This window comes from Streptomyces sp. CNX435, from assembly GCF_059570575.1.
Genome location: NZ_JCANTA010000001.1, coordinates 691,314 through 717,467 on the forward strand (window position 1 = coordinate 691,314; position 26,154 = coordinate 717,467).

A 26,154-nucleotide genomic window follows, 5' to 3' on the forward strand; every position below is an offset into this window, starting at 1 on the left:
AGGAGAGAGACCCATGCACCGCAGCACCCTGATCGTGGCCCGGATGATGCCGGACTCCGCCGCCGATGTGGCCCGGCTGTTCGAGCAGTTCGACAGGACCGACATGCCCGAGCGCATGGGAACCAGGCGCCGGCAGCTGTTCAGCTTCCACGGGCTGTACTTCCACCTCCAGGACTTCGCGTCCGACGAGGGCGAGGAGCGCATCGAGGGGGCCAAGGACGACCCCCGGTTCGTGCGCATCAGCGACGACCTGAAGCCGTACATCGAGCCGTACGACCCGGTGACCTGGCGTTCGCCGCGCGACGCCATGGCCACGCGCTTCTACGCCTGGGAGGCGGACGCATGACCGGGCGTCGCGTCGTGATCACCGGGATGGAGGTGGTAGCGCCCGGTGGGGTCGGCCGGGAGGCGTTCTGGGAGGAGATCAGCGAGGGCCGGACGGCGACCCGCGACATCACGTTCTTCGACCCCGCCCCGTTCCGGTCCCGCGTCGCGGCGCAGATCGACTTCTGCGGGCTCGACCACGGCCTGAGCCCGCAGGAGGTACGCCGCATGGACCGCGCGGCCCAGCTCGCGGTGGTGGCCGCCCGCAACGCGGTCGCCGACAGCGGCCTCGACCCCGCGGCGCTCGACCCCTTCCGGGTCGGGGTGACGGTCGGCAGCGCCGTCGGGGCCACGATGAGCCTCGACACGGAGTACCGGGTCGTCAGCGACGGAGGCCGGCTGGAGCTCGTGGACCACCACTACGCCGTCCCGCACCTGTACGACCACCTCGTCCCCAGCTCCTTCGCGGCCGAGGTGGCCTGGGCGGTCGGCGGCCAGGGACCCACCGCCGTGGTGTCCACGGGCTGCACCTCCGGCATCGACGCCGTCGGCTACGGCGTCGACCTGCTGCGCGAGGGCTCCGTGGACGTCATGGTGGCCGGGGCCTCGGACGCGCCGATCTCGCCGATCACCATGGCGTGCTTCGACGCGATCAAGGCCACCACCCCCCGCCACGACGAGCCGGAGACCGCCTCGCGGCCCTTCGACGGCACCCGCAACGGCTTCGTCCTCGGCGAGGGCAGCGCCTTCTTCGTACTGGAGGAGCTGCAGAGCGCGAGGCGGCGCGGCGCGCACATCTACGCCGAGATCGCCGGCTACGCCACCCGCTCGAACGCCTACCACATGACCGGACTGCGCCGCGACGGCGCGGAGATGGCCGAGGCGATCAAGGTCGCGATGGACGAGGCCAGGCTCGACCCCGGGGACGTCGACTACGTCAACGCGCACGGCTCGGGCACCAAGCAGAACGACCGCCACGAGACCGAGGCGTTCAAGAAGAGCCTCGGCGACCACGCCTACCGCACGCCGGTCAGCTCGATCAAGTCGATGGTGGGGCACTCCCTCGGCGCCATCGGCTCCATCGAGATCGCCGCGTCCGCCCTGGCGATGCAGCACGACGTCGTGCCGCCCACCGCCAACCTCCACACCCCCGACCCCGAGTGCGACCTCGACTACGTGCCGCTGACCGCACGCGAACACCAGGTGGACACCGTGCTGACCGTCGGCAGCGGTTTCGGCGGCTTCCAGAGCGCCATGGTGCTCGCCACTCCGGAGAGGAGCCCCCTATGACCGCGGTCGCGGTCACCGGCCTGGGCATCGCCGCGCCCAACGGCCTGGGCACCGCCGACTACTGGGCGGCGACCCGCGGCGGCAAGAGCGGCATCGGCCGCATCACCCGGTTCGACCCGTCCGGCTACCCGGCGCGGCTGGCGGGGGAGATCCCCGGCTTCGTCGACGCCGATCACCTGCCCAGCAGGCTGCTGCCGCAGACCGACCGCGTCACGCGGCTCGCGCTGACGGCGGCCGACTGGGCGCTGGCCGACGCGGGCGTCGACACCGGGGCGTTCGACCCGCTGGACATGGGCGTGATCACCGCGAGCCACGCGGGCGGCTTCGAGTTCGGCCAGTACGAGCTGCAGAGCCTGTGGTCCAAGGGCAGCCAGTACGTGTCCGCGTACCAGTCCTTCGCCTGGTTCTACGCCGTCAACAGCGGCCAGATCTCCATCCGCCACGGCATGAAGGGGCCGAGCGGCGTCGTCGTCACCGACCAGGCCGGCGGTCTCGACGCGCTGGCGCAGGCCCGCCGGCAGATCCGCAAGGGCACGCCCCTGGTGGTGTCCGGCGCCGTCGACGCCTCGCTGTGCCCGTGGGGCTGGGTGGCGCAGCTGGCCGCCGGGCGGATGAGCGAGCGCGACGAGCCGACGCGCGCGTACGTGCCGTTCGACCGCGACGCCACCGGCTACGTGCCGGGGGAGGGCGGGGCGATCCTCATCCTGGAGGACGCCGCCGCCGCCCGCGCCCGCGGCGCCCGGAGCTACGGGGAGATCGCCGGCTACGGCGCCACCCTGGAGCCCCGGCCCGGAGCCGGCCCCGGCGCCGGCCCCGGGCACGCGCACCAGCGGGCGCTGCGCAGGTCGATCGAGATCGCCCTGGCCGACGCGGGTCTGGACACCGGCGACGTGGACGTCGTCTTCGCCGACGGCGCGGGCGTGCCCGAGGAGGACGCGGTCGAGGCCGAGACGCTGTGCGAGGTCTTCGGGCCGCGCGCGGTGCCGGTCACCGTGCCCAAGTCGATGACCGGCCGGCTGTACTCCGGCGCCGCGCCGCTGGACGTCGCGGCGGCGCTGCTGGCCATGCGCGACGGGGTCATCCCGCCCACCGTGCACGTCGACCCCTGCCCCGAGTACGACCTGGACCTCGTGCTGCACCAGGCCAGGCCGGTCGCGGTGCTGCGGCACGCGCTCGTACTCGCCCGCGGCCACGGCGGCTTCAACGCCGCCACGGTGCTGCGCGCCCACCCGACCACCACCGGCTGAGACGGACGGACACCCATGACCGACAAGCCCTTCACCCTCGACGACCTCACACGGATCCTGCTCCAGGCCGCAGGCGCCGACGAGTCCACGGACCTCGACGGCGACATCCTCGACGTCACCTTCGACGTCCTCGGCTACGAATCGCTCGCGCTGCTGGAGACCGGCGGCCAGATCGAGCGCGAATACGGGATCTCCCTCGACGACGACGCGCTGGCCGACGACCTGACCCCGCGCGCCCTGATCGACACCGTCAACGCCCACCTGGCAGCGGCCCGCGCCGCCACCGCCCGAGCACAGTGAGGAAGAAGCCATGACACCAGAGCCGGCCCGCGTCGCCCTCGTCACCGGCGCCACCAGCGGCATCGGACTGTCCGTCGCCGCGCTGCTCGCCTCCCGCGGCTACCGGGTCTTCCTCGGGGCCCGTACGGAGGACAACGTCGTCGCCACCGTGAAGTCCCTCAAGGACAAGGGGTACGACGTCGAGGGCCAGGTCCTCGACGTCCGCGACCCCGCCTCGATCGAGAGCTTCGTCCGCGCGGCCGTCGAGACCTTCGGCGACGTCTCCGTGCTCGTCAACAACGCCGGCAGGTCCGGCGGCGGCGTCACCGCCGACATCGCCGACGAGCTGTGGGACGACGTCATCGACACCAACCTCAACAGCGTCTTCCGCATGACCCGCGCCGTGCTGACCCTCGGCGGGATGCGCGACCGCGAGAGCGGCCGCATCGTCAACATCGCCTCGACCGCGGGCAAGCAGGGCGTCGTGCTCGGCGCCCCCTACTCGGCCTCCAAGCACGGCGTCGTCGGCTTCACCAAGGCGCTCGGCAACGAGCTGGCGCCCACGGGCATCACGGTCAACGCCGTCTGTCCCGGCTATGTCGAGACGCCGATGGCGCAGCGGGTGCGCCAGGGCTACGCGGCCGCGTACGAGACGAGCGAGGAGGCGATCCTCACCAAGTTCCGGGCGAAGATCCCGCTCGGCCGCTACAGCACCCCCGACGAGGTCGCCGGCATGGTCGGCTACCTCGTCTCCGACACCGCCGCTTCCGTCACCTCCCAGGCGCTGAACGTCTGCGGCGGCCTCGGCAACTTCTGACCACCGGCAAGGAGCAGCCGTCATGACAACTCGCGAGGTCGAGCACGGGATCGACATCAGCGCTCCCGCCGACACCATCTACACGCTGCTGGCGGACGTGGGCAACTGGCCGCGGATCTTCCCGCCGACGATCTACGCCGACCGGGAGGAGACCGGGCCGAACGAGGAGCGGATCAGGATCTGGGCCACCGCGAACGGCGCGGCCAAGAGCTGGACGTCGCGCCGCTTCCTGTACCCGGGGACCCGGCGCATCCGGTTCCGCCAGGAGGTGAGCACACCGCCCGTCGCCGAGATGGGCGGGACCTGGATCATCGAGGAGCTGGGTGCGCAGGAGTCGCGGGTGCGGCTGCTGCACGACTACCGGGCGATCGACGACGTCCCGGAGGACCTGGCCTGGATCGACCGCGCCGTGGACACCAACAGCACCTCCGAGCTGGCCTCGCTGAAGGAGAACGTCGAGCGGGGGCACGCCGCGGACCGGGACGAGCTGACCTTCTCCTTCTCCGACGCGGTGCGGATCGCGGGCGCGGCCAAGGACGCCTTCGACTTCATCAACGAGGCCGGCCAGTGGCCCGAGCGGCTGCCGCACGTGGCGACCGTGCGCTTCAGCGAGGACACCCCGGGCCTCCAGTCGCTGGAGATGGACACCCGGGCGAAGGACGGCTCGACGCACACCACCAAGTCGTACCGGGTGGCCTTCACACCGCACCGGATCGCCTACAAGCAGGTGACGCTGCCCGCGCTGATGACCCTGCACACGGGGATCTGGACGTTCGACGAGGACGGCGGCGGCGTCACCGCCACCTCCCAGCACACCGTCACCCTCAACACCGACAACATCGCCCGCATCCTGGGTGAGAAGGCCACCGTGGCGGACGCCCGTGCGTACGTCCAGGGCGCGCTCAGCGCCAACAGCAGCGCCACCCTGTCCCACGCCAAAGACTACGCGGAGCGGATGGCCTGAGATGAGCGCGCAGGACGGCGTCGCGGGCGTACGGGCCGGGGGGTCCTCGCGGACCACCCGGCTCGACGCCCAGGTGATCATCGTGGGCGCGGGGCCCGTGGGGCTGATGCTGGCGGGCGAACTCAGCCTGCGCGGTGTCCGCGTGGTGGTCGTCGAGCAGCGGCACGGCCCGACGACGGAGTCGCGGGCCTCCACGCTGCACGCCAGGACCATGGAGATCTTCGACTCCCGCGGCCTCCTCCCCGACATCGGCCGGCCGCCGAACGCCACCCGTGGCCACTTCGGCGGCATCCCCCTCGACCTGACGCTGCCCGGCGCGTACCCGGGGCAGTGGAAGGTGCCGCAGGCCAAGACCGAATCCGTACTGGAGGAGTGGGCCCTGTCGCTGGGCGCCGACATCCACTGCGGCACCCGGCTGCGGGTACTGGGCGTCACGCAGGAGGGCGACTCCGTCGAGGCCGAGGCCGTCGGCCGGGACGGCGAGGCGGTGCGGCTGCGGGCCGCGTACCTCGTCGCCTGCGACGGCCAGGACTCGACGGTACGCCGGCTGACGTCGGCCCCGTTCCCCGGCCGCGCCGCCACGCGCGAGCTGCTCCGCGCCGACGTGGCGGGCGTCGACATCCCGGACCGCAGGTTCGAACGGCTGCCCCGCGGCCTCGCGATCGCCGCCCGCCGCGAGGACGGCGTGACCCGCGTGATGGTGCACGAGTTCGGCGCCCCCGTACGCGCCTCCGGGGAGCCGGACTTCGCGGAGTTCTGCGCCACCTGGCGGCGGGTGACGGACGAGGACCTGAGCGGCGGCACCCCGCTGTGGGTCAACAGCTTCGACGACGCCAACAGGCAGCTCGCCACGTACCGGCAGGGCCGCATCCTCTACGCCGGGGACGCCGCCCACCAGCAGCTGCCCATCGGCGGCCAGGCGCTCAACCTCGGCGTGCAGGACGCCTTCAACCTGGGCTGGAAGCTCGCCGCGGAGATCCGGGGCACCGCCCCCGCCGGGCTGCTCGACTCGTACCACGCCGAACGGCACGCGGTCGGCCGCGCGGTGCTCGGCAACATCCGCGCCCAGGCGCTCCTCCTGCTGGGTGACCACGACGCCGACCCGCTGCGGGCGGTGCTGGCCGAGCTGATCCGCCACGAGCCGGTACGCGCCACCCTCGCCGGGGCCGTCAGCGGACTCGGCATCCGCTACGACGTCGGCGGCCCCCCGCACCCCCTGCTCGGCGCGCGGCTGCCGCACACCCCGCTCCGGGTGGGCGGGACCGTACGTACGACGGCGGAGCTGCTGCGCTCCGGACACGGCCTGCTGCTCGGCCTCGACGGTGCGCCGCCGCCCGGCGCGGACGGCTGGGCGGACCGGGTCGACGTCGTCGCCGCCCGCCCCGCGGCGGCCGGAGCCGCCGGAGCCACCGGTGCCGCCGCGCGGCCCGACGCCCCCGACGTCGTGCTCGTACGCCCCGACGGCTACGTGGCCTGGGCCGGCGGACGCCGCGGCGACGGGCTGGAGCAGGCGCTCCTGCGGTGGTTCGGGGCGCCGCGCGGCCGGGCCGCCGGGGCCGCCGCCGACCGGCAGACGGAACGCACCCACACGCCGGCCCGCGCATACCACGGGCCGGCCTGACGGACACGAGAGGGACGACGTGGATACAGATGTGATCGTCGTCGGTGCCGGCCCGACCGGGCTGATGCTGGCGGGAGAGCTGCGGCTCGGCGGGGCCCGCGTGGTGGTGCTGGAGCGCCTCGCGCGGCCCACGGGCCAGTCGCGCGGACTCGGCTTCACCGCGCGCGCGATGGAGACGTTCGACCAGCGCGGGCTGCTGCCCAGGTTCGGGCAGGGCGAGACGTTGGAGACCAGCCCGATGGGGCACTTCGGCGGCGTGCAGTTCGACTACACGGTGCTGCCCGACGGCCACTTCGGTGCCCGCGGCATCCCGCAGAACCAGACCGAGGCGGTGCTGGAGGAGTGGGCCGCGGAGTTGGGCGCGGACATCCGCCGCGGCACGGAACTGGTGGAGATCGCCGACGGATTCCTCGACGGCGACCACGTCGAGGTGGCCGTCGCGACGGACGGCGGCGTGGCACGGCTGCGCGCCGCCTACCTCGTCGGCTGCGACGGCGGCCAGAGCCGCACCCGCAGGCTCGCCGGGTTCGACTTCCCCGGCCTGCCGGCGACCCGCACGATGTTCCTCGCCGACGTGGTGGGCTGCGACCTGAAGCCCCGCTTCCTCGGTGAGCGGCTGCCCAACGGCATGGTGATGGCGGCGCCGCTCCGCGAGGGCGTGGACCGCATCATCGTCTGCCCGCACGGCGTGCCCGCGCGCGACCGCGACGACGACGTGACCTTCGACGAGGTGGCGCGGGCCTGGCAGCACATCACCGGCGAGGACATCAGCGGCGGCGGCGCCGACTGGGTCAGCTCGTTCAGCGACGCCGCGCGGCAGGTCGGCGAGTACCGCAGGGGCCGGGTGCTGCTGGCGGGCGACGCCGCCCACATCCACCTGCCGGCCGGCGGCCAGGGCCTGAGCACCGGCGTGCAGGACGCGGCGAACCTGGGCTGGAAGCTGGCCGCGGAGATACGCGGCACGGCCCCCGCGGGGCTGCTCGACAGCTACCACGTGGAGCGGCACGCGGTGGGGCGGCGGCTGCTGATGAACACCCGCGCGCAGGGCATCGTGTTCCTCGGCGGGGAGCAGTCGGACCCGCTGCGGGAGCTGTTCACCGAACTCATCGAGGGCTACGACGACGTCAAGCGCCATCTGGCGGGCTTCGTGAGCCACCTGGACATCCGCTACGACCTCGCCGCGGACGGAGCGGACGGAGCGGACGGAGCCGACGCGGCCCAGGCCCATCCGCTGCTCGGCCGCCGGATCGGCAAGCGCTCCCTGACCGGCGCCGACGGCGACACCGACACCGTACGGCCGCTGCGGCGCGGCCACGGCGTGCTGCTGGACCTCGCCGACGACGCCGCCCTCAGGGCCGCCGCCGCGCCGTGGGCGGACCGGGTCGAAGTGGTCACCGCAGTGGCCAAGCCGCCCGAGGACGGCGAGGACGTGCTCGACGGCGTCGACGCCGTGCTCGTACGCCCCGACGGCTACGTGGCGTGGATCGGCGCGGGCTCGGCGAAGGACCCGGCTCCCGCCCTCGTCCGCTGGTTCGGCGCCGGCCGGAGCGCGTGAGCGCCGACGCGCGGCCCGTCGCGCTGGAGGCGGCCGGGACCCGGCTGTCAGCTCTGCTCAGCGAGCCGCCCGGGAGCCGGCCGCCCCTGGCGACGGTCGTCGCCCTGCACGGCGGCGGGATGACGGCCTCGTACTTCGACGCACGCTCCCGCCCCGGGCTGTCGCTGCTGGAGCTGGGCGCCACGCTCGGCTTCTCCGTGCTCGCCGTGGACCGCCCCGGCTACGGCCGCTCGGCGCGCGAACTGCCGCAGGGCGTGAGCCTGTCGCGGCAGACCCGGCTGCTGCGGGCGGGGCTCGCCGACTTCGCCGGGCGGCACCCGACGGGCGCCGGGGTGTTCCTGCTGGCGCACTCGTACGGGGGGAAGCTGGCCCTGTCGCTGGCCGCCGCGGCGGACGCCGGGGACCGGCTGCTGGGCGTGGACGTCTCCGGCTGCGGGCACCGGTACGAGGCGCTGCCCGCCGCTCCGGGCGCGGCGGGGCCGTCGCGGCGCGACACCCTGCGGCACTGGGGTCCGCTGCGGCTCTATCCGCCGGGTACGTTCCGCGCGGGCCGCGGCATGACGGCGCCGATGCCGGGCCGGGAGGCGGCGGGGCTGGCGCGCTGGCCGCGGGTCTTCGCCCGGCTGGCGCCGTGGGTCCGGGTGCCGGTGCGGCTCACCTTCGCCGAGCACGAGCGCTGGTGGCGGCACGGCGAGCCCGATCTCGCCGATCTGGCGGGCCGGTTCACGGCGAGTCCGCGCGTCCAGGTCGACCGGCAGCCGGGCGCCGGGCACAACATCAGCCTCGGCTGGGCGGCACGCGCCTACCACCTGCGGGCGCTGGCGTTCTTCACGGAGTGCCTGGCACGGGCGGACTGATGGGCTCCCGGTCCGCGAGCCCCACGATGTCGAGCCCGGCCAGCCGCTCCGCGTCCGCCACCAGCTCGATCGCCGTGACCAGGCCGTCCGCCACGGTGAAGCGGAAGACCACCGCGGGCCGCCCGCCCTTCTCCCACACCGCGCCGGGCACGCCGTCGACGAGCGCGGTACGGGCCTCCCGCGCCCGGCCCGAGAAGCTCTTGGCAACGTCGTGCGCGCCCCGTACGAGCGCGGTCGCGCCGATGTCCACGGACGTCCTGTCGGCGTTCATCACCACGTCGGGGGCCAGCAGTTCCAGAAGGCCGTCGAAGTCGCCGCCGCGGGAGGCGGCGAGGAACGCGTCGACGATCTTGCGCTGCCTGCGCAGGTCGGGCAGCGGCACCGCGCCCTGCACCCGGCGCCTGGCGCGGCTGGCGAGCTGCCGGGCGGCGGCCGGGCTGCGGTCCACGATCGGGGCGATGTCGGCGAAGGGCACGGCGAACATGTCGTGCAGGACGAAGACCAGCCGTTCCACCGGGTCCAGCGTGTCCAGCACCACCAGCAGCGCGAGCCCCACCGACTCGGCGACGACAGCGGCGTGTTCGGGGTCGTCGGCCTCGGTGCGCGGCGCCGGCGGCGGGGTGCCGAAGTGCTCCTCCAGCATCTCCTCGCGACGCGCGCGGGCGCGCAACATGTCGAGGCAGACCCGGCCCACGACGGTGGTGAGCCAGCCGTCGAGGTTCTCCACCATGTCCGCGTCGCTGCGGTGCAGCCGGATCCACGTCTCCTGGACCGCGTCCTCCGCCTCGCTGGGGGAGCCCAGCATGCGGTGGGCCACGGCGTGCAGCCGCGGCCGCTTCTTCTCGAACTGCCGGGCCAGCCAGTCGCGCTCGTCCATGTGCCTCCTCCGTCCGGGCGCGCGCCCGGGGGCGTACGCGCACCCCCTGTCACAACTTCGTTGTGCGGGGCGTCATAGCAGTGACGATCCGAAAGCACCGGCGTGGCAGGAGCGGGACCACCCCTGCCACGGCCGCGGCGGACGGCGGGCCCTGGTCCGGCTCCGCCTTCCGCGGTCGACCTTTCCATCCGTGCGGCGACGACGCGTGTTCGTCGTGGAACCACGCTGGACGAGCCACAGGCATCTGGCTCCCGACATTTTAGCGAGCGTATATGGCAACCCACCAAACGGCATCCGGCGACAGCGCCGGCCTGAACACCCGTTCCCGTCTGACAGCCCGGTACGCCGGGCTGGTCTCCGGCCGCCGGACGAAATGGGCCGTGCTCGTGCTCTGGCTGCTGCTCGTGGGAGTGGGCGGCTCGTTGGCGAGCAAGCTGGGTGACGTACAGGACAACGACCCCGTGACCTGGCTGCCGTCCAGCGCCCAGTCCACGCAGGCGGTGGAGCTGGCCGAGGAGCACTTCGCGGACAAGGACAGCGGCACGGCCGTCGTGGTCTACGCCCGCGGCGACGGCCTCACGGCGGCCGACCTGGTCGAGATCGAGGACGACCGGGCCCGGCTGGCCGACGAGGCCGGCGCGGGCGAGGTGGCGCCGCCGGCGGTCTCCGAGGACGACAAGGCCGCCTTCCTGACCGTGCCGCTGCGCACGCACCCGAGCGAAAACAAGGTGCTGACCGACGGCGTGGACGAGACCCGGGCGATCGCCGAGGACGGCGCCGCCGACGGTCTCGACGTCAGGATCGCGGGCGAGGCCGGCAACATCGCCGACTACGACGAGATCTACGCCGGCATGGACGCGGCGCTGCTCGGCGCCGCCCTCGCCGTCGTCACGATCCTCCTGCTCGTCACCTACCGCAGCCCCGTCCTCTGGCTGATCCCGCTGACCGCCGTCTTCCTCGCCAGCCAGGTGGCCAGCGGCGTCGTCTACCTCCTCGCCGAGTACGCGGGACTCGTCGTCAACGGGCAGAGCGCGTACATCCTGCTGATCCTCGCCGTCGGCGTGGGCACCGACTACGCCCTCCTGCTCATCGCCCGCTACCGCGAGGAGCTGTACCGGCACGAGGACCGGCACGAGGCGATGGCCGTCGCCGTGCGGCGCTCCCTGCCCGCGATCGCGGCGTCCGCCGCGACCGTCGGCATCGCCACCCTGTGCCTCGTCTTCGGCAGCATGAACTCCACCCAGGGCCTCGGCCCGGTCGTGGCCATCGGCATCGCCGTGGTCTTCCTCGCCATGACCTCGATGCTGCCCGCCCTGCTGGTGATCCTCGGCCGCTGGCCGTTCTGGCCCTTCGTCCCGCGCCCCGGGTCCGACGCCGACGCCGCCGCGAAGAAGGCGGGCGTGTGGACCCGGGTCGCCGGTGTCGTCTCGCGCAGGCCCCGGCTGGTCTGGGCGGCGGCCGGCGCCGCGCTCGCCGCGATGGCCCTGGGGACGATGACGGTGGAGACCGGCCAGACCCAGGAGGAGCAGTTCACGAAGACCGTCGACTCCGTCGAGGGCCAGGAGCTGCTGGAGGCGCACTTCCCGGCCGGCTCGTCCGCGCCCGCGGAGGTCTACGTACGGGCCGACGCGGCGGGCGACGCGCTGCGGGCCGTGCAGGACGTCTCCGGCGTGCAGTCCGCCGAGACCGCCGGCTCCCGGGGCGGCTGGACCCGGGTCGACGCCGTTCTCGCCGACGCCCCGGACACCTCGGCCGCCAAGGAGACGGTCGAGCGGATGCGGGACGCGCTCGACGACGCCGGGGGCGGGGCCGCGGACGCGGTCGTCGGCGGGCGCACCGCCATGCTGCTCGACACCGCCGACGCGCAGGGGGACGAGGAGATGCTGCTCATCCCGCTGATCCTCGGCGTCGTGCTGGTCATGCTCGTGCTGCTGCTGCGCGCGCTGGTCGCGCCGCTCGTGCTGCTGGCGTCCGTCGTGCTCTCGTACGCCGCCGCCGTCGGCGCCGCCGTGCTCCTCTTCCAGGCGCTCGGATACCCGCGCATCGACCGGGGCCTGCTGCTCTTCGGCTTCCTGTTCCTGGTCGCCCTGGGCGTCGACTACACGATCTTCCTGATGACCCGGGTGCGCGAGGAGGTGCGCGCACGCGGGCACCGCGACGGGGTCCTCGCCGGGCTCACCGTCACCGGCGGGGTCATCACCTCCGCCGGCGTCGTGCTGGCCGCGACGTTCTGCGTGCTGGCCATGGTCCCCACGGTGACGTCGCTGCAGCAGGGGCTGCTGGTGGCGGTCGGCGTGCTCCTGGACACCTTCCTGGTCCGCAGTCTCCTCGTGCCCGCGCTCGCGCTCGACATCGGCCCCCGCGTCTGGCGGCCGGGACACCCCGAGGCCGAGGCGGAGCCGGCCGGCGGTCCGGTCAGCCCCGCCAAGGCCGGCGTCGGCGTGTGACCACAGACCCCCTGCGGGCGTGGGATCACCGCCACCGCCCCCGGCACCAACGGATGTGAGGAAAACAGATGTCAGAGCCGATACTCGTCACGGGAGGTACCGGCACGCTCGGTCGCCAGGTGGTCAGGCGACTCAGAGAGGCCGGCCGCGAGGTGCGGGTCCTCAGCCGCGGCGCCCAGGAGGGCCCGGCGAGGATCCCGGACGTCGAGTACGTCCAGGGCGACCTGCTGAAGGACAGCGGCCTCGCCCCGGCGCTGGAGGGCGTACGCACCATCCTGCACTGCGCCAGCGACAAGAAGGGCGACGAGAAGGCCACCGCCAACCTGGTACGCGCCGCCCAGGCCCTCCCGCAGGCGCCGCACGTACTGTACGTCTCCATCGTCGGCGTCGACGACGTGACGTTCGGCTACTTCAAGTCCAAGCGGGACTCCGAACACGTGCTCATGGACTCCGGCCTGCCCTGGACGATCATGCGGGCCACGCAGTTCTACGACCTGATCCTCAAGGGCGCCAAGTCCGGCGCCCGGTTCCCCGTGGTACCGGTGCCCTCCGGCTTCCTCGTGCAGCCGATCGACCCGGACGAGGTCGCGGCCCGGCTGGTCGAGCTGGCGCTCGGGCAGCCGGCCGGGCGGGTCCCCGACATGGCGGGGCCCGAGGTGACCAGCGCCGCCGACCTGATCAAGCGTTACCTGCACGCCAACAGCCGGCGCAAGAAGGTGCTCCAGGTGTGGATGCCGGGGCTCGGCAAGATCAGGGCGGGCAAGCTCCTGGTGCAGGACGGGGAGGGCCACGACGGGCGCACGACCTGGGAGGAATTCCTCGCCGCCAAGGCAGGGGTGTAGCGCCGCGCGGTGCGCGGCCGGGAATTCGCACATTCCCGTCCAGTCGCCTGCCCGGTCACATGTACTGGCCGCCGGACGTCATAGCAGTGAGCACGGGACGCCCCGGCCGACAGCAGTCGATGAATCTTCGGAGGAGAGTATTCCGATGGAAGCCCGTATGAAGAACCCCGCCGTCGTTCTCCCGGACGCCATGCAGCCCATTCAGGACGCGTTCAAGGCGGCATTCGGCGGCAGTGTGCCGAAGGCCACCCTCGATCTCGTCCATCTGCGGGGCAGCCAGATCAACGGCTGCAGCGCGTGTGTGGATTCCGGCTCCCGCAACGCGCGCAAGAGCGGCGAGACCGACGAGCGCCTCGCCGCGGTCGCCGCGTGGCGGGAGGCGCCCTACTTCACGGACGCGGAGCGCGCCGCTCTGGCCCTGACCGAGGCGGCCACCCGGCTCGCCGACCGCTCGGACCCCGTGCCGGACGAGCTGTGGGACGAGGCCGCGAAGCACTACGACGAGAAAGGGCTCGCCGCCCTCGTCCTCATGATCGGAGTGACCAACCTGTTCAACCGGCTGAACGTCGCCACCCGTCAGGTGGCCGGCGAGTGGGGCGCCTGACGAAGGAGCCCCGCCTGTTCCGGCCCCCGCGTACGACCCCCGTGGTGCGCGGGGGCCGAACGGCTGCCGCCGTCCGGCCCCGTGACCGCCGTACCGCGTCCGCCCGTTCTCCGGTCCCTCAGCCCGTGCCGCCGGACCCTCCGGACCCGCCGCCCCGGCGGGTCCTGCGGTGGTGCCCGGCGGCCTCCGCGAGCGCGAGGAACGGGCGGTCGTCCGCGCTCTCCTCGGCGTGCCACTGCACGGTGACGCCGAAGGGGTGGTCGGGCGCCTCCAGCACCTCGACGATCCCGTCCGCCTCCGACCACGCCGTGGCCCGCAGGCCCGTGCCCAGCCGGTCGATCGCCTGGTGGTGGTGGCAGGGCACCGTGGTCGCCTCCGCTTCGAAGATCTTCGCGACCCGGCTGCCGCTCTCCAGCGACACCCGCTGGTCCCCGTAGTCGCGCAGCCCGGGGGAGTGCCCGGTGTGCCCGACGAGGTCGGGAAGGTGCTGGTGGAGCGTGCCCCCGCGGAGCACGTTGAGCAGTTGCATGGCCCGGCAGATGCCGAGGAACGGCACGCCCAGGCGCAGCGCCTCGTCGAGGACCGCCGACTCCGCCTCGTCCCGCACGGGGTCGACCGAGACCGTGGCGGGGTGCCGCTCGGCGCCGTAGCGCGCCGGCTCCACGTCCGGGCCCGCCAGCAGCAGCAGCCCGTCGAGGCCGGCGACCGCGGTCGCGGCCTCCGGCAGCGGCGGCAGGAGCACGGGCGTGCAGCCGGCCTTCGCGACGCGGTCGATGAACGTCTGCGGGGTGAACGTGGCCCGCATGTCGAAGATGGCCACCTTGATGTCGGACGTGGCCGCGGTGATGCCGATGAGGGGCCGCTCGGTGCCGCCCGGGTGCTCGCTCGCCGTCGTCATGCGCCGCCCCACCCCTACGCGCGGCCGCTCGTGGCGGACTCGGACAGGTTGATGCGCCAGGACACGCCGAACCGGTCGTTCACCCATGCGAACTTGGCGCTGAAGCCGTGCGTTCCGATCGGCATGATCACTTCGCCGCCCTCGGCGAGCGCCGCGTACACGCGGTCGAACTCGGCGTCGGAGTCGCACTGGACGTACACGGCCGTGGCGGGCGTGAACGCGTACGAGTCCCACGGGGCGTGGTCGTGGCCGCGGGCCGGCGGCCTGGGCATGTTGATGCACATGAACGGCTGGCCGGCGAGCGTGAAGACGGCGTGCTGCAGCGTGCCCTCTTTCCAGCCCGGTTCTTCTGCGGTGGCCCGTATGACCCGTACGATCTCGGAATTGTCGAACAGCGACGTATAGAGTTCGACGGCCTCCTCCGCGTCCTGTCTGAATGCCAGAAAAGTGGTGAGCTTCTGCCGGGCATGTGCGGCCATGGACGGCTCCTGTTCTCGTCGGGCGCGCGTACGACTTCCCTGCGGATCGCACGTTAACCGGTTGCCCAGGGCGTTCAACTGCTCAATTCGCCACTTGAACAAAGCTGCTCAGGAGTCATGCTCTGGGCGACGAAAGGCAGTGGCCTGCACATGATCTCGGCTGGGAGGCAGTAATGACAGAAGTGGTGATCGCGGGCGCGGGGCCGGTCGGGCTCATGCTCGCGGGCGAACTGCGGCTGTGGGGCGTGGACGTCGTCGTGTACGAGCGGCTGAGCGAGCCCACCGGCGAGTCCCGCGGGGTGGGCTTCACCCGCCGTGCGGCCGAGACCTTCGACCAGCGTGGACTGATGGAGCGGCTGGGAGAGGTGGAGATCGGCACCCAGGGCCACTTCGGCGGCGTACGGATCGACTTCCACGCGCTCGACGACGTCCACTTCGGCACCCGCGGAGTGCCGCAGTACCGCATCGAGGCCATGCTCGACGACTGGGTGCGCTCCCTGGGCGGGCGGATCGAGCGCGGCCACGAGGTCACCGGCTTCCGGGAGACCGCGGACGCCATCGTGGTGGAGACCGAAGGACCCGAGGGGCGCGCGGAGACCCGCGCCCGGTACCTCGTCGGCTGCGACGGCGGGCGCAGCGTCGTCCGCAGGCTCGCCGGCATCGACTTTCCCGGACTGGCGGCCACCCGGGGGATGTTCGTGGCGGACATCGCGGGCTGCGACATCCGCCCGCGGCCCATCGGCGAGCGCGTCGAGGGCGGCATGGTGATGGCCATCAGCCTGGAGGACGGGGTGGACCGGATCATCATCCACCCCGACGGCCAGCCGCCGCACGACCACAGCACGGGAGAGGCGACGTTCCAGGAGGTCGCCGACTCCTGGGAGCGGCTGACCGGCCAGTCCGTGCACCACGCCGACGTCCGCTGGGTGAGCGCGTTCACCAACACCACCCGGCAGGCGGCCGAGTACCGGCGCGGCCGGGTGCTGCTCTCCGGCGACTCCACCCACGTGCACGTCCCCGCGGGCGCGCAGGGCCTGAGCGTGGGCGTCCAGGACGCCGTCAACCTGGGCTGGAAGCTGGCGGGCACGGTCCTCGGCTGGGCGCCCGAGGGGCTGCTCGACACGTACCACGCGGAGCGGCACCCGGTCGGGCAGCGGCTGCTGCGCAGCACCCTCGCGCAGTCGCAGCTCTACCTCACCGGACCCGAGATGGAGCCGATCCGGCAGGTGATGCGGGAGCTGGCGCGCATCCCCGCCGCGGCGACCGCGCTCGCCGGCATGGTCAGCGGCCTGGAGGTGAACTACGACGTGGGCGCCACCGGGCACCCCCTGCTCGGCGTACGGCTGCGGCCCGACCAGGAGCTGGAGCTGTCCGACGGCACCCGCACCACCGCCGTGCAACTGCTGCACCCGGGCCGGGGCGTGCTGGTCGACACCGACCCGTCGGGCCGCCACGCCGCGGTCGCCGCCGGTTGGGGGGACCAGGTGGACGTCCTCCGCGGCTCGTGGCGGCCCGGCCCGTGGGCCGCGACCCGGCGCCTCGGCTCCGTCCTCGTCAGGCCCGACGGGTACGTCGCGTGGGCGGAGCCGGACGGCGGCGACCTCCCGGCGGCCCTGCGGCGCTGGTTCGGGGCCGCGGGCGCTCCCGGCGCGGAGCCGGCGCGGGCCGGCAGCGTGGCCGCGCGCGGCTGAGGACGTCTTCGCGTACGCCCCGGGCCTCGTACTTCTCGCTGCGGGCCCGGGGCGTCCGCGCGGAGTCCACCGGACCACCAGCGGCGCTCCGGGGGCGGTCGAGACGCTCCGGCAAGCATCGGCACCGAGCACACCCACGTCCCTCCGCATCCCCTCGCGCCCCGCCGACTCGAAGGGTGACCACCCGTGAACGACGACATGGCACCGGCCGCCAACGCCGAGCGCAACGAGCGGATCGCGACGCGGTCCCGCGCCGCCAACTGGAAGAAGCCCCCGCGGCGTATCGAGACGTCGGAGTGCATCACCTGCGACAGCTGCCTGCGCAGCTGCCCCGAGGAGTTCGGCGCCATCTTCGACCGCGGCCTCGACGTCGTCATCGTGCCGGAGCTGTGCTCCGGCTGCCCCGTGTGCGTACTGGAGTGCCCCGTCGACTGCATCTACGTGGACGAGGACTGGGCGCCGACGGACGAGTCGATGTGGAGCCACATCGAGGTCACTCCGGTGAGCGCCCCGTGACCGCCCCCGCACACCGCGACGAGCCGCGCGAGACGCGCCGGGCCGCCAACGCCCGCAAGCGCATCAGCCGCAGGCCCAGCCGGCTCGGCAGCCGCGCGGGCACCACGCCCAAGCCCGACCGCGAGCGGGAGCCGGGCGCCGGCTTCGCCGGGCTGCTGGAGCGCACCTGGGAGCGGGCGCGGCAGGCCCCCGACCCGCGCGCCGCGGCCGGCATCCTGCTCACCCTCGACGGGCACGTGCCGTTCGAGGTGCAGCTGCGGGCGCTCGGCACGACGGAGGAGGCCGCGTTCCTGGCGCTGTGGGGCCTCACCTGGCGCCCGGGCGGGACGGCCGCGGACGACACCGCCGACGCCACCTCCGACGACACCGCGGGCCCCGCCGCCGACGGCGACGAGCCGGTCTTCACCGGCGAGCTGGCGCTCGCCCGCACCGGCCGCGTCGTCGTACGGGCCCCCTCGCAGGGCCCGCTGCGCCACCGGGACCTGGTCGGCGGCTCCCTGCGCGTGCCGTGGACCGCCCGGGCCGTACGCGCCTACCAGCGCGAGACGGCCGCCGCCGCCGCGCGGCGGGCGGACGCCGTCGCGCACTGCCGCGCCTTTCTCGCGGAGCAGGGCGGCGCCGGCCGCGACGCACTGCTCGACCTGGCCACGGAGGCGGCCCTGCGCACGGCGCCGTTCGTCCTCTACCAGGAGGAGATCCAGTACACGAACTTCCGCGACCAGAACAACATCACCGGCAAGACCCTCTTCCCCGGGCACCCCGACTGCGCACTCAGCAGCCTCAAGGGGCTGCCGCTCGACCTGTGGTCGGACAACGACGTGCAGCTCCTGGTCTGCCTCGTCCTCCTCATCCGCTCGGCGGGGCCGGGCCGGGTCGAGGAGGCCAACGGCACCCAGCTGAGCCTCAACCACGTCGCCGCCATGCTGGACCGGGTCAGGCGCGGCTACAACGCCGTTGCCGGCGGCGACCCCGTCCCGCCCGCCGCCGCGCCGGACGTCCACGCGCTCGCCGCGCTGGCCGAGGCGCTCGGCGCCGTCCGCACGTGGTTCCCCGGCCGGGTCCGGCTCTACCGCGAGATCCACGGCGCCCTCATGCACAAGATCGAGCGCGTCGCCGCCCCGCCGTCGCGGCGCGTACGGCGGTACGAGGACGACATCTGCGCACGCCTCACCGAGCGGCTGCCGCTGTCCGGCGGCACCTTCGAGGCGCTGGTGCGCGGCGCCGCCGAGGCGCCGGAGTGGCTGGCCAGGCCGCACGGCGCGTTCGGCAGCGGCCTGGAGTCGCTGGTGTACGAGACCGTCGCCGCCAGCGCGGAGGTGTTCCGCACCGACTTCGCCATGAGCCGCGGGATGCGGTCGCTGCCCACGCTCGTCGCGATGCTGCGGGCGGAGGACTGGGCGGAGATCTGCGGCTGGGACATCACCAGGTACTTCTGCTGCGTGGTGCCCGCGCCCGAGGCGCGCCGGCACTTCGGCGACTCCGCCGCCGCGCTGGCGGACGCGGCGTGGGCGATGTCGTCGCGGATGCAGTACAACTCCTGGCACTTCGTCCCCGGCAACCTGCCGCGCACGGATGTGGTCCTGGCCCGCGACCACTTCGTGCCGCCCACCATCCCGGACGTCGCATTCTTCTCCGACCAGCACCACCATGGCCACGTCACCAACAAGGTCCGCTTCTCCATCCGCTCGCCGCAGGCCGTCGAGGTCGCGGGGCGGCGGTTCAACGGCTTCGTGGACCTGCGGCTGCTGCGCTGCGACGGCACCCCCTTCGACGAGCGGGACCTGCTCGCCGCGCACCGGGTGTCGGGTCTCGTCGGCCGGGTCACGGAGCTGGCCGCCCGGCTGGCCGCCGCCGGGGAGCCGGTGGAGGTGACGGCGTTCGACTCCGCCTGGCACTGGGCGGCCGTCGCGGGGGCCGGAGCCGCCGCCGAGACCGCCGAGACCGCCGAGACCGCCGGGGCCGCCGAGACCGCGGGGGCCGCCGGCAGAGCGACGGGCTCGTCGTGAGGGCGGCGAAGAGTGCGGGGCCCGCTCCGGGACCCGCCCGGCTCAGGGAGCAGCTCACCGCGGGCGAACTCACCGTGGAGGAGCACGTACGGGCCGTGCTGGACGCCGTCCACGCCGACACCACGGGCGCGTACGTCGCCGTCGCCGGCGAGGGCGCGCTGCGCGCCGCGCGGGAGGCGGACGTGCTGATCCGCGAGCGCGGCCCGGCAGCCTGGCGCGAGCGGCCCCTGCTCGGGGCGACGGTGTCCGTGAAGGACCTGCTGCAGACCGGCGACCTGCCCACCGGCCGCGGCTCGCTGATCCCCAACTCCCGGCCGCGGAGGGACGCGCCCGCCGTGGCGCGGCTGCGCGCGGCCGGCGCGATCGTCGTCGGCAAGACCGCGACCTCCGAGTACGGCTGGAGCGCGAGCACCGCGAGCCGCTTCGCCCCGCCCGTACGCAATCCGTACGAGCACCGCCGCACCGCGGGCGGCTCCAGCGGGGGCGCCGCAGCGGCCGTGGCGGCGGGGCTGTGCGACGGGGCGCTCGGCACGGACGGCGCCGGCTCTGTGCGTATCCCCGCCGCGTTCTGCGGCGTCGTCGGCTACAAGCCCTCTTATGGCCGCATCCCCTACGTCCCCGGCAGCATCGAGCGGCTGTCCCACCAGGGCACGCTGGCCCGGCGCGTCGAGGACGCCGCCGCCCTGGCGGCCGTCGCGGCGGGCCCGCACCCGTACGACCCGGACTCCGCCCTCGGCTCCCGCGACCCGGAGCGCGGCGCGCGGCGGCTGCGCGTCGCCTGGGTCGAGTACGAGGGGACCGGCGCGGGCGTCCGCGAGGCAACCGAGCCGGCCGTGGCGGCGCTCGCCTCCCGCGGTCACCGGGTGGAGCGGATCGAGGTGTCCTGCGAGGGGCTGTACCCGGCGCTGGTCGACATCCTCGCCGTGGCCGAGGCGGTCTCGACCGGCCCGGAGGACGAGGAGCTGTGCGACCCGGGCCGTCTGGAGGTGGTCCGTCACGGCCGCACCCTCAGCGGCACCGCGGTCATGCGGGCCGAGGAGGTGCGCCAGGCGCTGCGGACGAAGCTGCGGTCGGTGATGGAGTGCTACGACCTCCTGGCGATGGCCACGGTGCCGGTCGAGCCGTTCGACGCCTGGGCCATCGCGCCCGAGTGGGCCGCCGACCCGCGCGACCTGCTGTGGCTCGCCTGGTCCCCGGCCACGTACCCGTTCAACATGACCGGACAGCCGGCCGTCTCGGTCCCGGCGGGTCTCACGCCCGCAGGACTGCCCGCCGGGGTGCAGGTGGTTGGGCCCGTGGGCGCCGACGCGCTGGTGCTCGCGACCGCCGCGCGGCTGGAGGCCGACCTCGGTGTCCTGCCGGCCCCGCCGGTCCCGTCCGCGCCGCAGCCGCCGCCCGGCCCCGGCCCTGCCGCCGCCGCCCTTCCCGTCGTCGAAAGGTCCTAGCCGTGTACTCCAGACAGTGGCGTTCGCCGTCGGGCGAGGACAGCGTGGGGCGGCCGTCGTTCGTCGCCGACCACGACCTGTGGACCGAGGACCAGCGCGCCGCCGCCGACCGGATCGAGGCGGACGTGGGGCAGATCGAGCTGGTACGCCTCGTCTTCGGCGACCCGCACGGGCTCGTCCGGTCCAAGACGCTGACCGCTGCGGCCTTCCGCTCCGTGCTCCGCAACGGCATGAACTTCAGCCCGGGACCGTTCCTCTTCGACACCGGGCACGCGGTCGCCGTCGACTTCCTCGGCGACCCCGGCATCGGCGTCGAGGAGATCGCCGGCGCCGGGAACTTCATCCTGGTGCCCGACCCGCTGACGTTCCAGGTGCTGCCCGGCACGGAGCCGCGCACCGCCTGGGTCATCGGCGACGAGTACCTGCGCGAGGGCAGTCCGCACCCGCTGTCGTCCCGCGCCGTGCTGCGCGCCGTCGAGGCGCAGTACGCGGCGCGCGGCCTCGACGCGCTGCTCGGCCTGGAGGCCGAGTGGTACCTCACCCGGCGGCTCGACGACGAACCGGGCAACGAGGGCAACGGCTTCGGCTCCCAGGGCCGGGCGCCGCGCGTAGCGGCCGTCAACGCGGGCTACCAGTTCAACCTGGACTTCCGCTACGACTCCGTCGCCGCCGTCGCCGACCCGCTGGCGCAGTGCCTCACCGCGCTCGGCCTGCCGCTGCGCTCGATGGAGCACGAGTCGGGACCCGGCCAGGTCGAGACGACCTTCGACCCGATGGGGCCGCTCGACACCGCCGACGCCATGCTGCTGTTCCGTACGGTCACCAAGCGGCTGGCCGCCCGCCGCGGCTATCACGCCTCGTTCATGTCGCTGCCGAAGCTGGCCTCGTTCGACCCCAGCGGCTGGCACCTGCACCAGTCCGTGCGGGAGGCCGCCACGGGCCGCAACCTGTTCGGCGCCGAGGGCCTCACCGGCGGACTGTCACCGGAGGGCAAGGCGTACACCGACGGCCTGCTGTCCTGGGCGCGGGAGCTGTTTCTGCTCTCGGTGCCCACCGTCAACGGCTACCGGCGCCTCAACTCCGCCCACACCCTCGCCCCGACCCGGATCGGGCTGAGCGTCGAGGACCGCACCGTGATGCTGCGGGTGGCCGGCGGCGGCGCCAACGCGCGGATCGAGAACCGCATGGGCGAGCCGTGCGCGAACCCGTACCTGAACATCGCGGCGCAGCTGTTCGCCGGGCTCGCCGGGCTCGCCGGGCTCGACGGCGGCGCCCCCGGCGGCGCGCAGCATCGCGGCGCGACCCCCGGCGCCGACCTCGTGCCGCAGTCGCTGCGCGAGGCGTTCGAGGCGTTCCGCACGGGCCGGGCGGAGCAGCTGCTCGGCGCGCCGCTGACGGCCTGCCTGACGCGGCTGAAGGAGAGCGAACTCGAACGCTACGAGACCTGGTGCGCGGCGACCGGGGCGCCGGCCGGCGAGGTCACCGACTGGGAGCAGCGCGAGTACTTCGAGGCGTACTGAATCCGAGGCGCGCGGCAGCAGACGACGACGGACGGGTGACAGGGATGATTCCCCGCTACACGCTGCCCGACATGGGGCGGCTCTTCTCCGATCAGGCACGGTACGAGACCTGGGTACGGGTCGAGATCCTCGCCTCCGAGGCGCAGGCGCGGCTCGGCCGCGTCCCCGCGGAGGCGGTCGAGGACATGCGCCGGGCACCGGTGCCCGCCGCCGCGCGCGTCGCCGAGCTGGAGAGGGAGCGCGACCACGAGGTCCTCTCCTTCCTCGCCGCCTACTGCGAGGGCCTCCCCGACGCCTCAGCCCGCTGGGTGCACCTCGGCATGACCAGCTACGACCTGGTGGACACCGCGCTCGGCAGCACCCTGGCCGCCGCCTGCGACCTGCTGAGCGGCGCCGCGAGGCGGCTGCGGCGCACGCTGGCGGACCGCGCGCTGGAGCACTGGGACACGGTGATGATCGGACGCACCCACGGGGTGCACGCCGAGCCCACCACCTTCGGGCACAAGCTGGCCGGCTTCGCGTTCGCCGTCGACCGGTCGCTGCGCCGGCTGGCGGCGGCGCGCGACGCGGTGGCGGTCGGCACCGTCTCGGGCTCCGTCGGTACGTACGCGCTCATCGACCCGGCGGTGGAGGCGCATGTCTGCGCGGCCCTCGGGCTCGGCGTGGAGGACTGCCCCAGCCAGGTCGTCGCCCGCGATCGGCACGCCCAACTGCTCCAGGCCGTCGCCGCGCTCGGGGCGTGCGTGGAGCAACTCGCCCTGGAGCTGCGGCTGCTGCAGCGCACGGAGGTCGCGGAGGTGGAGGAGGGCAGGTCGGCGGCGTACCAGGGCTCCAGCGCCATGCCGCACAAGCGCAACCCGACCACCAGCGAGCGGCTGTGCGGACTCGCGCGGCTGCTGCGCGGCTACGCCACCGCCGCCCTGGAGAACGTCCCGCTCTGGCACGAGCGGGACCTCGCCCACCAGTCGGTCGAGCGGGTGATCCTGCCCGACAGCCTGACCGTGGGGCACTTCCAGGCGACGAAGGCCGCGGAGCTCGTCGCCTCGCTGCGGGTGCGTCCGGAGCGGATGCGCGCCCACATCGACCAGACGGGGGGCCTCGTGCACAGCTCCGCGGTCCTCGCCGACCTGCTGACCGGTGACGGCGCGGAGCGCGAGGCCGCGTACCGCGCGGTGCAGCGGGCCGCCGACCGTACCGTGGCCACCGGGGAGCACTTCGGTGACACCCTCGCCGGCGAGGGCATCGCCCTCGGCGAGCTGCGCCCGGAGCGCTTCCTGACCCGCCACGACGTGATCCGCGACCGATTGGAGAAACTCGGTGCACTGGAAGACTGAACGCACCCCCGGCGCTTCGCTGGACCTCGACGAGGTGCTCGCGGTCTACCGCGACTCGGGTCTCGGCGAGCGGCGGCCGGTGGACGACCGCGAGCGGATGGCCACGATGATGCGCGAGGCCAACCTGGTCCTCGTCGCGCGCGACGAGGACGGCGCCCTCATCGGTCTCGCGCGCAGCATCTCCGACTTCGCGTACGTCACCTACCTGTCCGACATCGCCGTCGTCCGCGCCCACCAGCGCGCGGGCGTGGGCCGCGCCCTCATCGACGCCACCGCGGCGGAGGCCCCGGCGGCCAAGCTCGTCCTGCTGTCCGCGCCCGCCGCCCGGGACTACTACCCGCACATCGGCTTCGCCAGGCACGACTCCGCATGGGTGCGCGGCACGTAACCACCGTGCGCGCCGACCGTCCCAGCCGCCGAGCACACCACACGGGGGAGGCATGACCCAGATGACGTCGCAGGTGCTGCCGGACCTACGCACGCCGTTCCCGCGGCCCGCCGCGCCCGAAGGGCCGGCGGACGCCGCAGCCGCCGCAGCCGCCGCAGCCGCCGCAGCCGCCGCAGCCGCCGCAGGAGCCGGGGGAGCCGCGGGCCCGGCGGGCAGGCGCATCCTCGTGGTCGACGGGGACGCCGACACGGGCGAGTCGCTGATGGCCCAGCTGCGCCGCTACGGGCACGAGCCGGTGGGCGCGAAGCAGGGCGGCGCCGCGCTGCGGGCGCACCAGGACGCGGAGATCGTGCTGCTCGACCTCGAACTCCCCGACCTCGACGGCCTTGAGGTGTGCCGGGCCATCCGCGCGGTCAGCCACGTGCCCATCATCATCGTCACCGCCCGCGAGTCCGAGCTGGACTGCGTGCTCGGGCTCCAGGCCGGCGCGGACGACTACGTGACCAAGCCGCACGGGATGCGCGAGCTGATGGCCCGCATGGAGGCCGTGCTGCGCCGCTCCCGGTGGCAGCCCGCGGCCGGCCGGCACATCCGGCACGGCCGGCTGCACATCGACGTGGGCTCCCGCGAGGTCACCGTCGGCGGTACCGAGGTGGCGCTCACGCGCAAGGAGTTCGACCTGCTGTGCCTGCTCGCCTCCCACCCGGACACGGTCATACCGCGCAAGCAGCTCCTGCAGCGCGTGTGGGGCGACTCGTGGTCGCGGCGGACGGTCGACACGCACGTCAGCAGCCTGCGCGGCAAGCTCGGCGGTAGCGGCTGGGTCGTGACCGTACGCGGAGTGGGGTTCAAGCTGGGCCACGCGTGACGGCACGCGCCGCCGGGCGGCGCGTGCCCTCCGTACACCCGGGGGGCGGTCAGCGCACGGCGCCGACCGCCCCCAGCTCGCCCGCCAGCTCGCGCCACAGGCTGGCGTAGCCCTGCAGCAGCTCCGCCAGCTGCTCCTTGCAGTGCGGAGGCAGGTTCACCGTGATCTTCTCGCGGTCCCGCGCGATGAGGTTGCAGGCGTCGAGCATGCGTAGGACCGCGCGGCCGGTCTCCGTCATCCGCAGCGACGGGTCGCGGCACAGCGAGTCGAAGATGACGAACAGCTCCCCGGGCGACAGCGCCGGCACCGGCGGCGGCGCCGGCTCGCGGGCCGGCTGCTCGGCCGCGGGCACGTCCCGCTGGCCCACCGGCACGGGGTCGTCGCCGCGGTGCAGCCGGTCGCGTACGTCGGCGACGGTCGCGGGGGAGATCCCGGCGCGCCTGGCGATCGACCGCAGCGACGCCCCCGGCTCCTCCCCGAGCAGCCGCGCCGCCAGCTCCCGGCCCGGCGCGGAACGGAACGGCCTGCGCCTGCCGTCGAGCCCGATCCGGGGCGCGTCGTGCGGCTGCCCCAGGGCGCGGCTGCGGATCTCGGAGACCTTCCGCGCGGACAGCCCGGCGACGGCCGCCACGGAGCGGTCCGACCACTGCGGCCGGGCGGTGAGGATGCGCAGCGCGGACGCGATGCGGTCGTCCCGCGACAGGGGCAGCCCCTGGGCCACGTTCATCGCGACCGCCAGCAGCTTCGCGTCGCCGTCCGAGCCGTCGAAGAACCGCGCGCTGATGGACGCGGCGCCCTTGAGCCGGGCGGCCCGCAGCCGGTGCCGGCCGTCGATCACGGCCATCCGCCCGCGGTGCACCAGGATGGGCGGCAGCTCCGCCTCCACCTCGGAGAGCGCCAGCGCGTAGGCGGCGTCCACGCCCGCGGCGCGCGGGCTGAACGTGACCACCAGGCCGGCGACCGGCACCCGTTCGACCGGCAGGTCGCGGACCGCCTCACGCAGGGCGAGCAGGGTGTCGGAGCCGCCCGCGTGCTCGGCGCGCACGATCTGGTTGGTGAGCACAGACTCCTCCAGGGGCAGTCCGGTCCGGCGGCGCGGCCCCGTGTACCCGTTGTACGAGGACGGGACCGCTGTCCCGCATCGAAGGCTCCCAGGGCGTTCTGACGGACCGCTGACACGCCGCTGACACGGCGCCGGGGGCCTGCCGGGGCACCGGCGCCGCGCGACCCGTACGCGAGTTGGCCCTGCTGGACTGCGGCTGCTCCCGCTTGACGGGGGAAGCAC

24 protein-coding genes are annotated in these 26,154 nt (G+C 74.2%); 20 read left to right on the forward strand and 4 right to left on the reverse strand.

Annotation, left to right across the window (positions count from 1 at the left end):
- Nucleotides 1-13 precede the first annotated feature (13 nt).
- The 9 genes from T328_RS02915 to T328_RS02955 are packed head-to-tail and all read left to right on the forward strand — an operon-like array spanning nucleotide 14 to nucleotide 8,954.
- Nucleotides 14-346, forward strand: coding sequence for a TcmI family type II polyketide cyclase (locus T328_RS02915; RefSeq protein WP_496494202.1), 333 nt, complete (start codon nucleotides 14-16; stop codon nucleotides 344-346).
- Nucleotides 343-1,614 carry a beta-ketoacyl-[acyl-carrier-protein] synthase family protein gene (locus T328_RS02920; protein WP_496494203.1) on the forward strand — a complete coding sequence of 424 codons (1,272 nt, stop codon included), beginning with the start codon at nucleotides 343-345 and terminating at the stop codon, nucleotides 1,612-1,614. Before T328_RS02915 ends, T328_RS02920 begins: the two co-directional genes overlap by 4 nt.
- Nucleotides 1,611-2,861, forward strand: coding sequence for a ketosynthase chain-length factor (locus T328_RS02925; protein WP_496494204.1), 1,251 nt, complete (start codon nucleotides 1,611-1,613; stop codon nucleotides 2,859-2,861). Before T328_RS02920 ends, T328_RS02925 begins: the two co-directional genes overlap by 4 nt.
- A gap of 15 nt (nucleotides 2,862-2,876) precedes the next feature.
- A complete protein-coding gene (locus T328_RS02930; RefSeq protein ID WP_496494205.1) occupies nucleotides 2,877-3,161 on the forward strand; it encodes a phosphopantetheine-binding protein in 285 nt (94 codons plus the stop codon).
- A gap of 10 nt (nucleotides 3,162-3,171) precedes the next feature.
- Complete coding sequence (gene fabG / locus T328_RS02935) at nucleotides 3,172-3,957, forward strand: 3-oxoacyl-ACP reductase FabG (protein WP_496494206.1); 786 nt, start codon at nucleotides 3,172-3,174, stop codon at nucleotides 3,955-3,957.
- A 22-nt stretch (nucleotides 3,958-3,979) separates the two neighbouring features.
- Entirely contained in the window at nucleotides 3,980-4,921 is a 942-nt protein-coding gene (locus T328_RS02940) for an aromatase/cyclase (protein ID WP_496494207.1), read from the forward strand.
- Between the two features lies 1 nt (nucleotide 4,922).
- On the forward strand, nucleotides 4,923-6,542 hold the full coding sequence (locus T328_RS02945; RefSeq protein WP_496494208.1) for an FAD-dependent monooxygenase: 1,620 nt from the start codon (nucleotides 4,923-4,925) through the stop codon (nucleotides 6,540-6,542).
- A 19-nt stretch (nucleotides 6,543-6,561) separates the two neighbouring features.
- Nucleotides 6,562-8,097: an FAD-dependent monooxygenase gene (locus T328_RS02950; RefSeq protein ID WP_496494209.1), complete on the forward strand. Its 1,536-nt coding sequence runs from the start codon at nucleotides 6,562-6,564 to the stop codon at nucleotides 8,095-8,097.
- Nucleotides 8,094-8,954 carry an alpha/beta hydrolase gene (locus T328_RS02955; protein WP_496494210.1) on the forward strand — a complete coding sequence of 287 codons (861 nt, stop codon included), beginning with the start codon at nucleotides 8,094-8,096 and terminating at the stop codon, nucleotides 8,952-8,954. The genes T328_RS02950 and T328_RS02955 overlap by 4 nt, the downstream gene beginning before the upstream one ends.
- On the opposite strand, the gene T328_RS02960 is transcribed toward T328_RS02955, so the two are convergent.
- A complete protein-coding gene (locus T328_RS02960) occupies nucleotides 8,926-9,831 on the reverse strand; it encodes a sigma-70 family RNA polymerase sigma factor (protein ID WP_496494211.1) in 906 nt (301 codons plus the stop codon). The two genes, T328_RS02955 and T328_RS02960, sit on opposite strands and share 29 nt — an antisense overlap.
- Before the next feature lie 272 nt (nucleotides 9,832-10,103).
- Between T328_RS02960 and T328_RS02965 the strand changes: the two genes are divergently transcribed.
- The 3 genes from T328_RS02965 (at nucleotide 10,104) to T328_RS02975 (ending at nucleotide 13,724) form a co-directional block, all read left to right on the forward strand.
- Nucleotides 10,104-12,278, forward strand: coding sequence for an MMPL family transporter (locus T328_RS02965; RefSeq protein WP_496494212.1), 2,175 nt, complete (start codon nucleotides 10,104-10,106; stop codon nucleotides 12,276-12,278).
- A 68-nt stretch (nucleotides 12,279-12,346) separates the two neighbouring features.
- Complete coding sequence (locus T328_RS02970; RefSeq protein WP_496494213.1) at nucleotides 12,347-13,120, forward strand: SDR family oxidoreductase; 774 nt, start codon at nucleotides 12,347-12,349, stop codon at nucleotides 13,118-13,120.
- 145 nt (nucleotides 13,121-13,265) lie between these two features.
- On the forward strand, nucleotides 13,266-13,724 hold the full coding sequence (locus tag T328_RS02975; protein WP_496494214.1) for a carboxymuconolactone decarboxylase family protein: 459 nt from the start codon (nucleotides 13,266-13,268) through the stop codon (nucleotides 13,722-13,724).
- A gap of 118 nt (nucleotides 13,725-13,842) precedes the next feature.
- On the opposite strand, the gene T328_RS02980 is transcribed toward T328_RS02975, so the two are convergent.
- Both T328_RS02980 and T328_RS02985 read right to left on the reverse strand, forming a co-directional pair.
- A complete protein-coding gene (locus T328_RS02980; RefSeq protein ID WP_496494215.1) occupies nucleotides 13,843-14,622 on the reverse strand; it encodes a gamma-glutamyl-gamma-aminobutyrate hydrolase family protein in 780 nt (259 codons plus the stop codon).
- A 14-nt stretch (nucleotides 14,623-14,636) separates the two neighbouring features.
- Nucleotides 14,637-15,101, reverse strand: a complete 465-nt coding sequence (locus T328_RS02985) for a VOC family protein (RefSeq protein ID WP_496494216.1) — start codon at nucleotides 15,099-15,101, stop codon at nucleotides 14,637-14,639.
- A gap of 173 nt (nucleotides 15,102-15,274) precedes the next feature.
- Between T328_RS02985 and T328_RS02990 the strand changes: the two genes are divergently transcribed.
- The 8 genes from T328_RS02990 to T328_RS03025 all read left to right on the forward strand — a co-directional run bounded on the left by T328_RS02990 (nucleotide 15,275) and on the right by T328_RS03025 (nucleotide 24,869).
- Entirely contained in the window at nucleotides 15,275-16,792 is a 1,518-nt protein-coding gene (locus T328_RS02990; RefSeq protein ID WP_496494217.1) for an FAD-dependent monooxygenase, read from the forward strand.
- Between the two features lie 186 nt (nucleotides 16,793-16,978).
- Entirely contained in the window at nucleotides 16,979-17,308 is a 330-nt protein-coding gene (locus T328_RS02995; protein WP_496494218.1) for a 4Fe-4S dicluster-binding protein, read from the forward strand.
- Nucleotides 17,305-19,314: a hypothetical protein gene (locus T328_RS03000; RefSeq protein WP_496494219.1), complete on the forward strand. Its 2,010-nt coding sequence runs from the start codon at nucleotides 17,305-17,307 to the stop codon at nucleotides 19,312-19,314. Before T328_RS02995 ends, T328_RS03000 begins: the two co-directional genes overlap by 4 nt.
- The gene (locus tag T328_RS03005; protein ID WP_496494220.1) at nucleotides 19,311-20,759 is read left to right on the forward strand and encodes an amidase; all 1,449 of its coding nucleotides are present in this window, start codon (nucleotides 19,311-19,313) and stop codon (nucleotides 20,757-20,759) included. The genes T328_RS03000 and T328_RS03005 overlap by 4 nt, the downstream gene beginning before the upstream one ends.
- Before the next feature lie 2 nt (nucleotides 20,760-20,761).
- Complete coding sequence (locus T328_RS03010) at nucleotides 20,762-22,279, forward strand: glutamine synthetase family protein (protein ID WP_496494221.1); 1,518 nt, start codon at nucleotides 20,762-20,764, stop codon at nucleotides 22,277-22,279.
- 44 nt (nucleotides 22,280-22,323) lie between these two features.
- Nucleotides 22,324-23,613, forward strand: a complete 1,290-nt coding sequence (purB, locus tag T328_RS03015) for an adenylosuccinate lyase (RefSeq protein ID WP_496494222.1) — start codon at nucleotides 22,324-22,326, stop codon at nucleotides 23,611-23,613.
- Entirely contained in the window at nucleotides 23,597-24,001 is a 405-nt protein-coding gene (locus T328_RS03020) for a GNAT family N-acetyltransferase (protein ID WP_496494223.1), read from the forward strand. The genes purB and T328_RS03020 overlap by 17 nt, the downstream gene beginning before the upstream one ends.
- Nucleotides 24,002-24,053: 52 nt before the next feature.
- The gene (locus tag T328_RS03025; protein ID WP_496494224.1) at nucleotides 24,054-24,869 is read left to right on the forward strand and encodes a response regulator transcription factor; all 816 of its coding nucleotides are present in this window, start codon (nucleotides 24,054-24,056) and stop codon (nucleotides 24,867-24,869) included.
- A 49-nt stretch (nucleotides 24,870-24,918) separates the two neighbouring features.
- On the opposite strand, the gene T328_RS03030 is transcribed toward T328_RS03025, so the two are convergent.
- On the reverse strand, nucleotides 24,919-25,932 hold the full coding sequence (locus tag T328_RS03030) for a ParB/RepB/Spo0J family partition protein (protein WP_496494225.1): 1,014 nt from the start codon (nucleotides 25,930-25,932) through the stop codon (nucleotides 24,919-24,921).
- Between the last annotated feature and the right edge of the window lie 222 nt (nucleotides 25,933-26,154).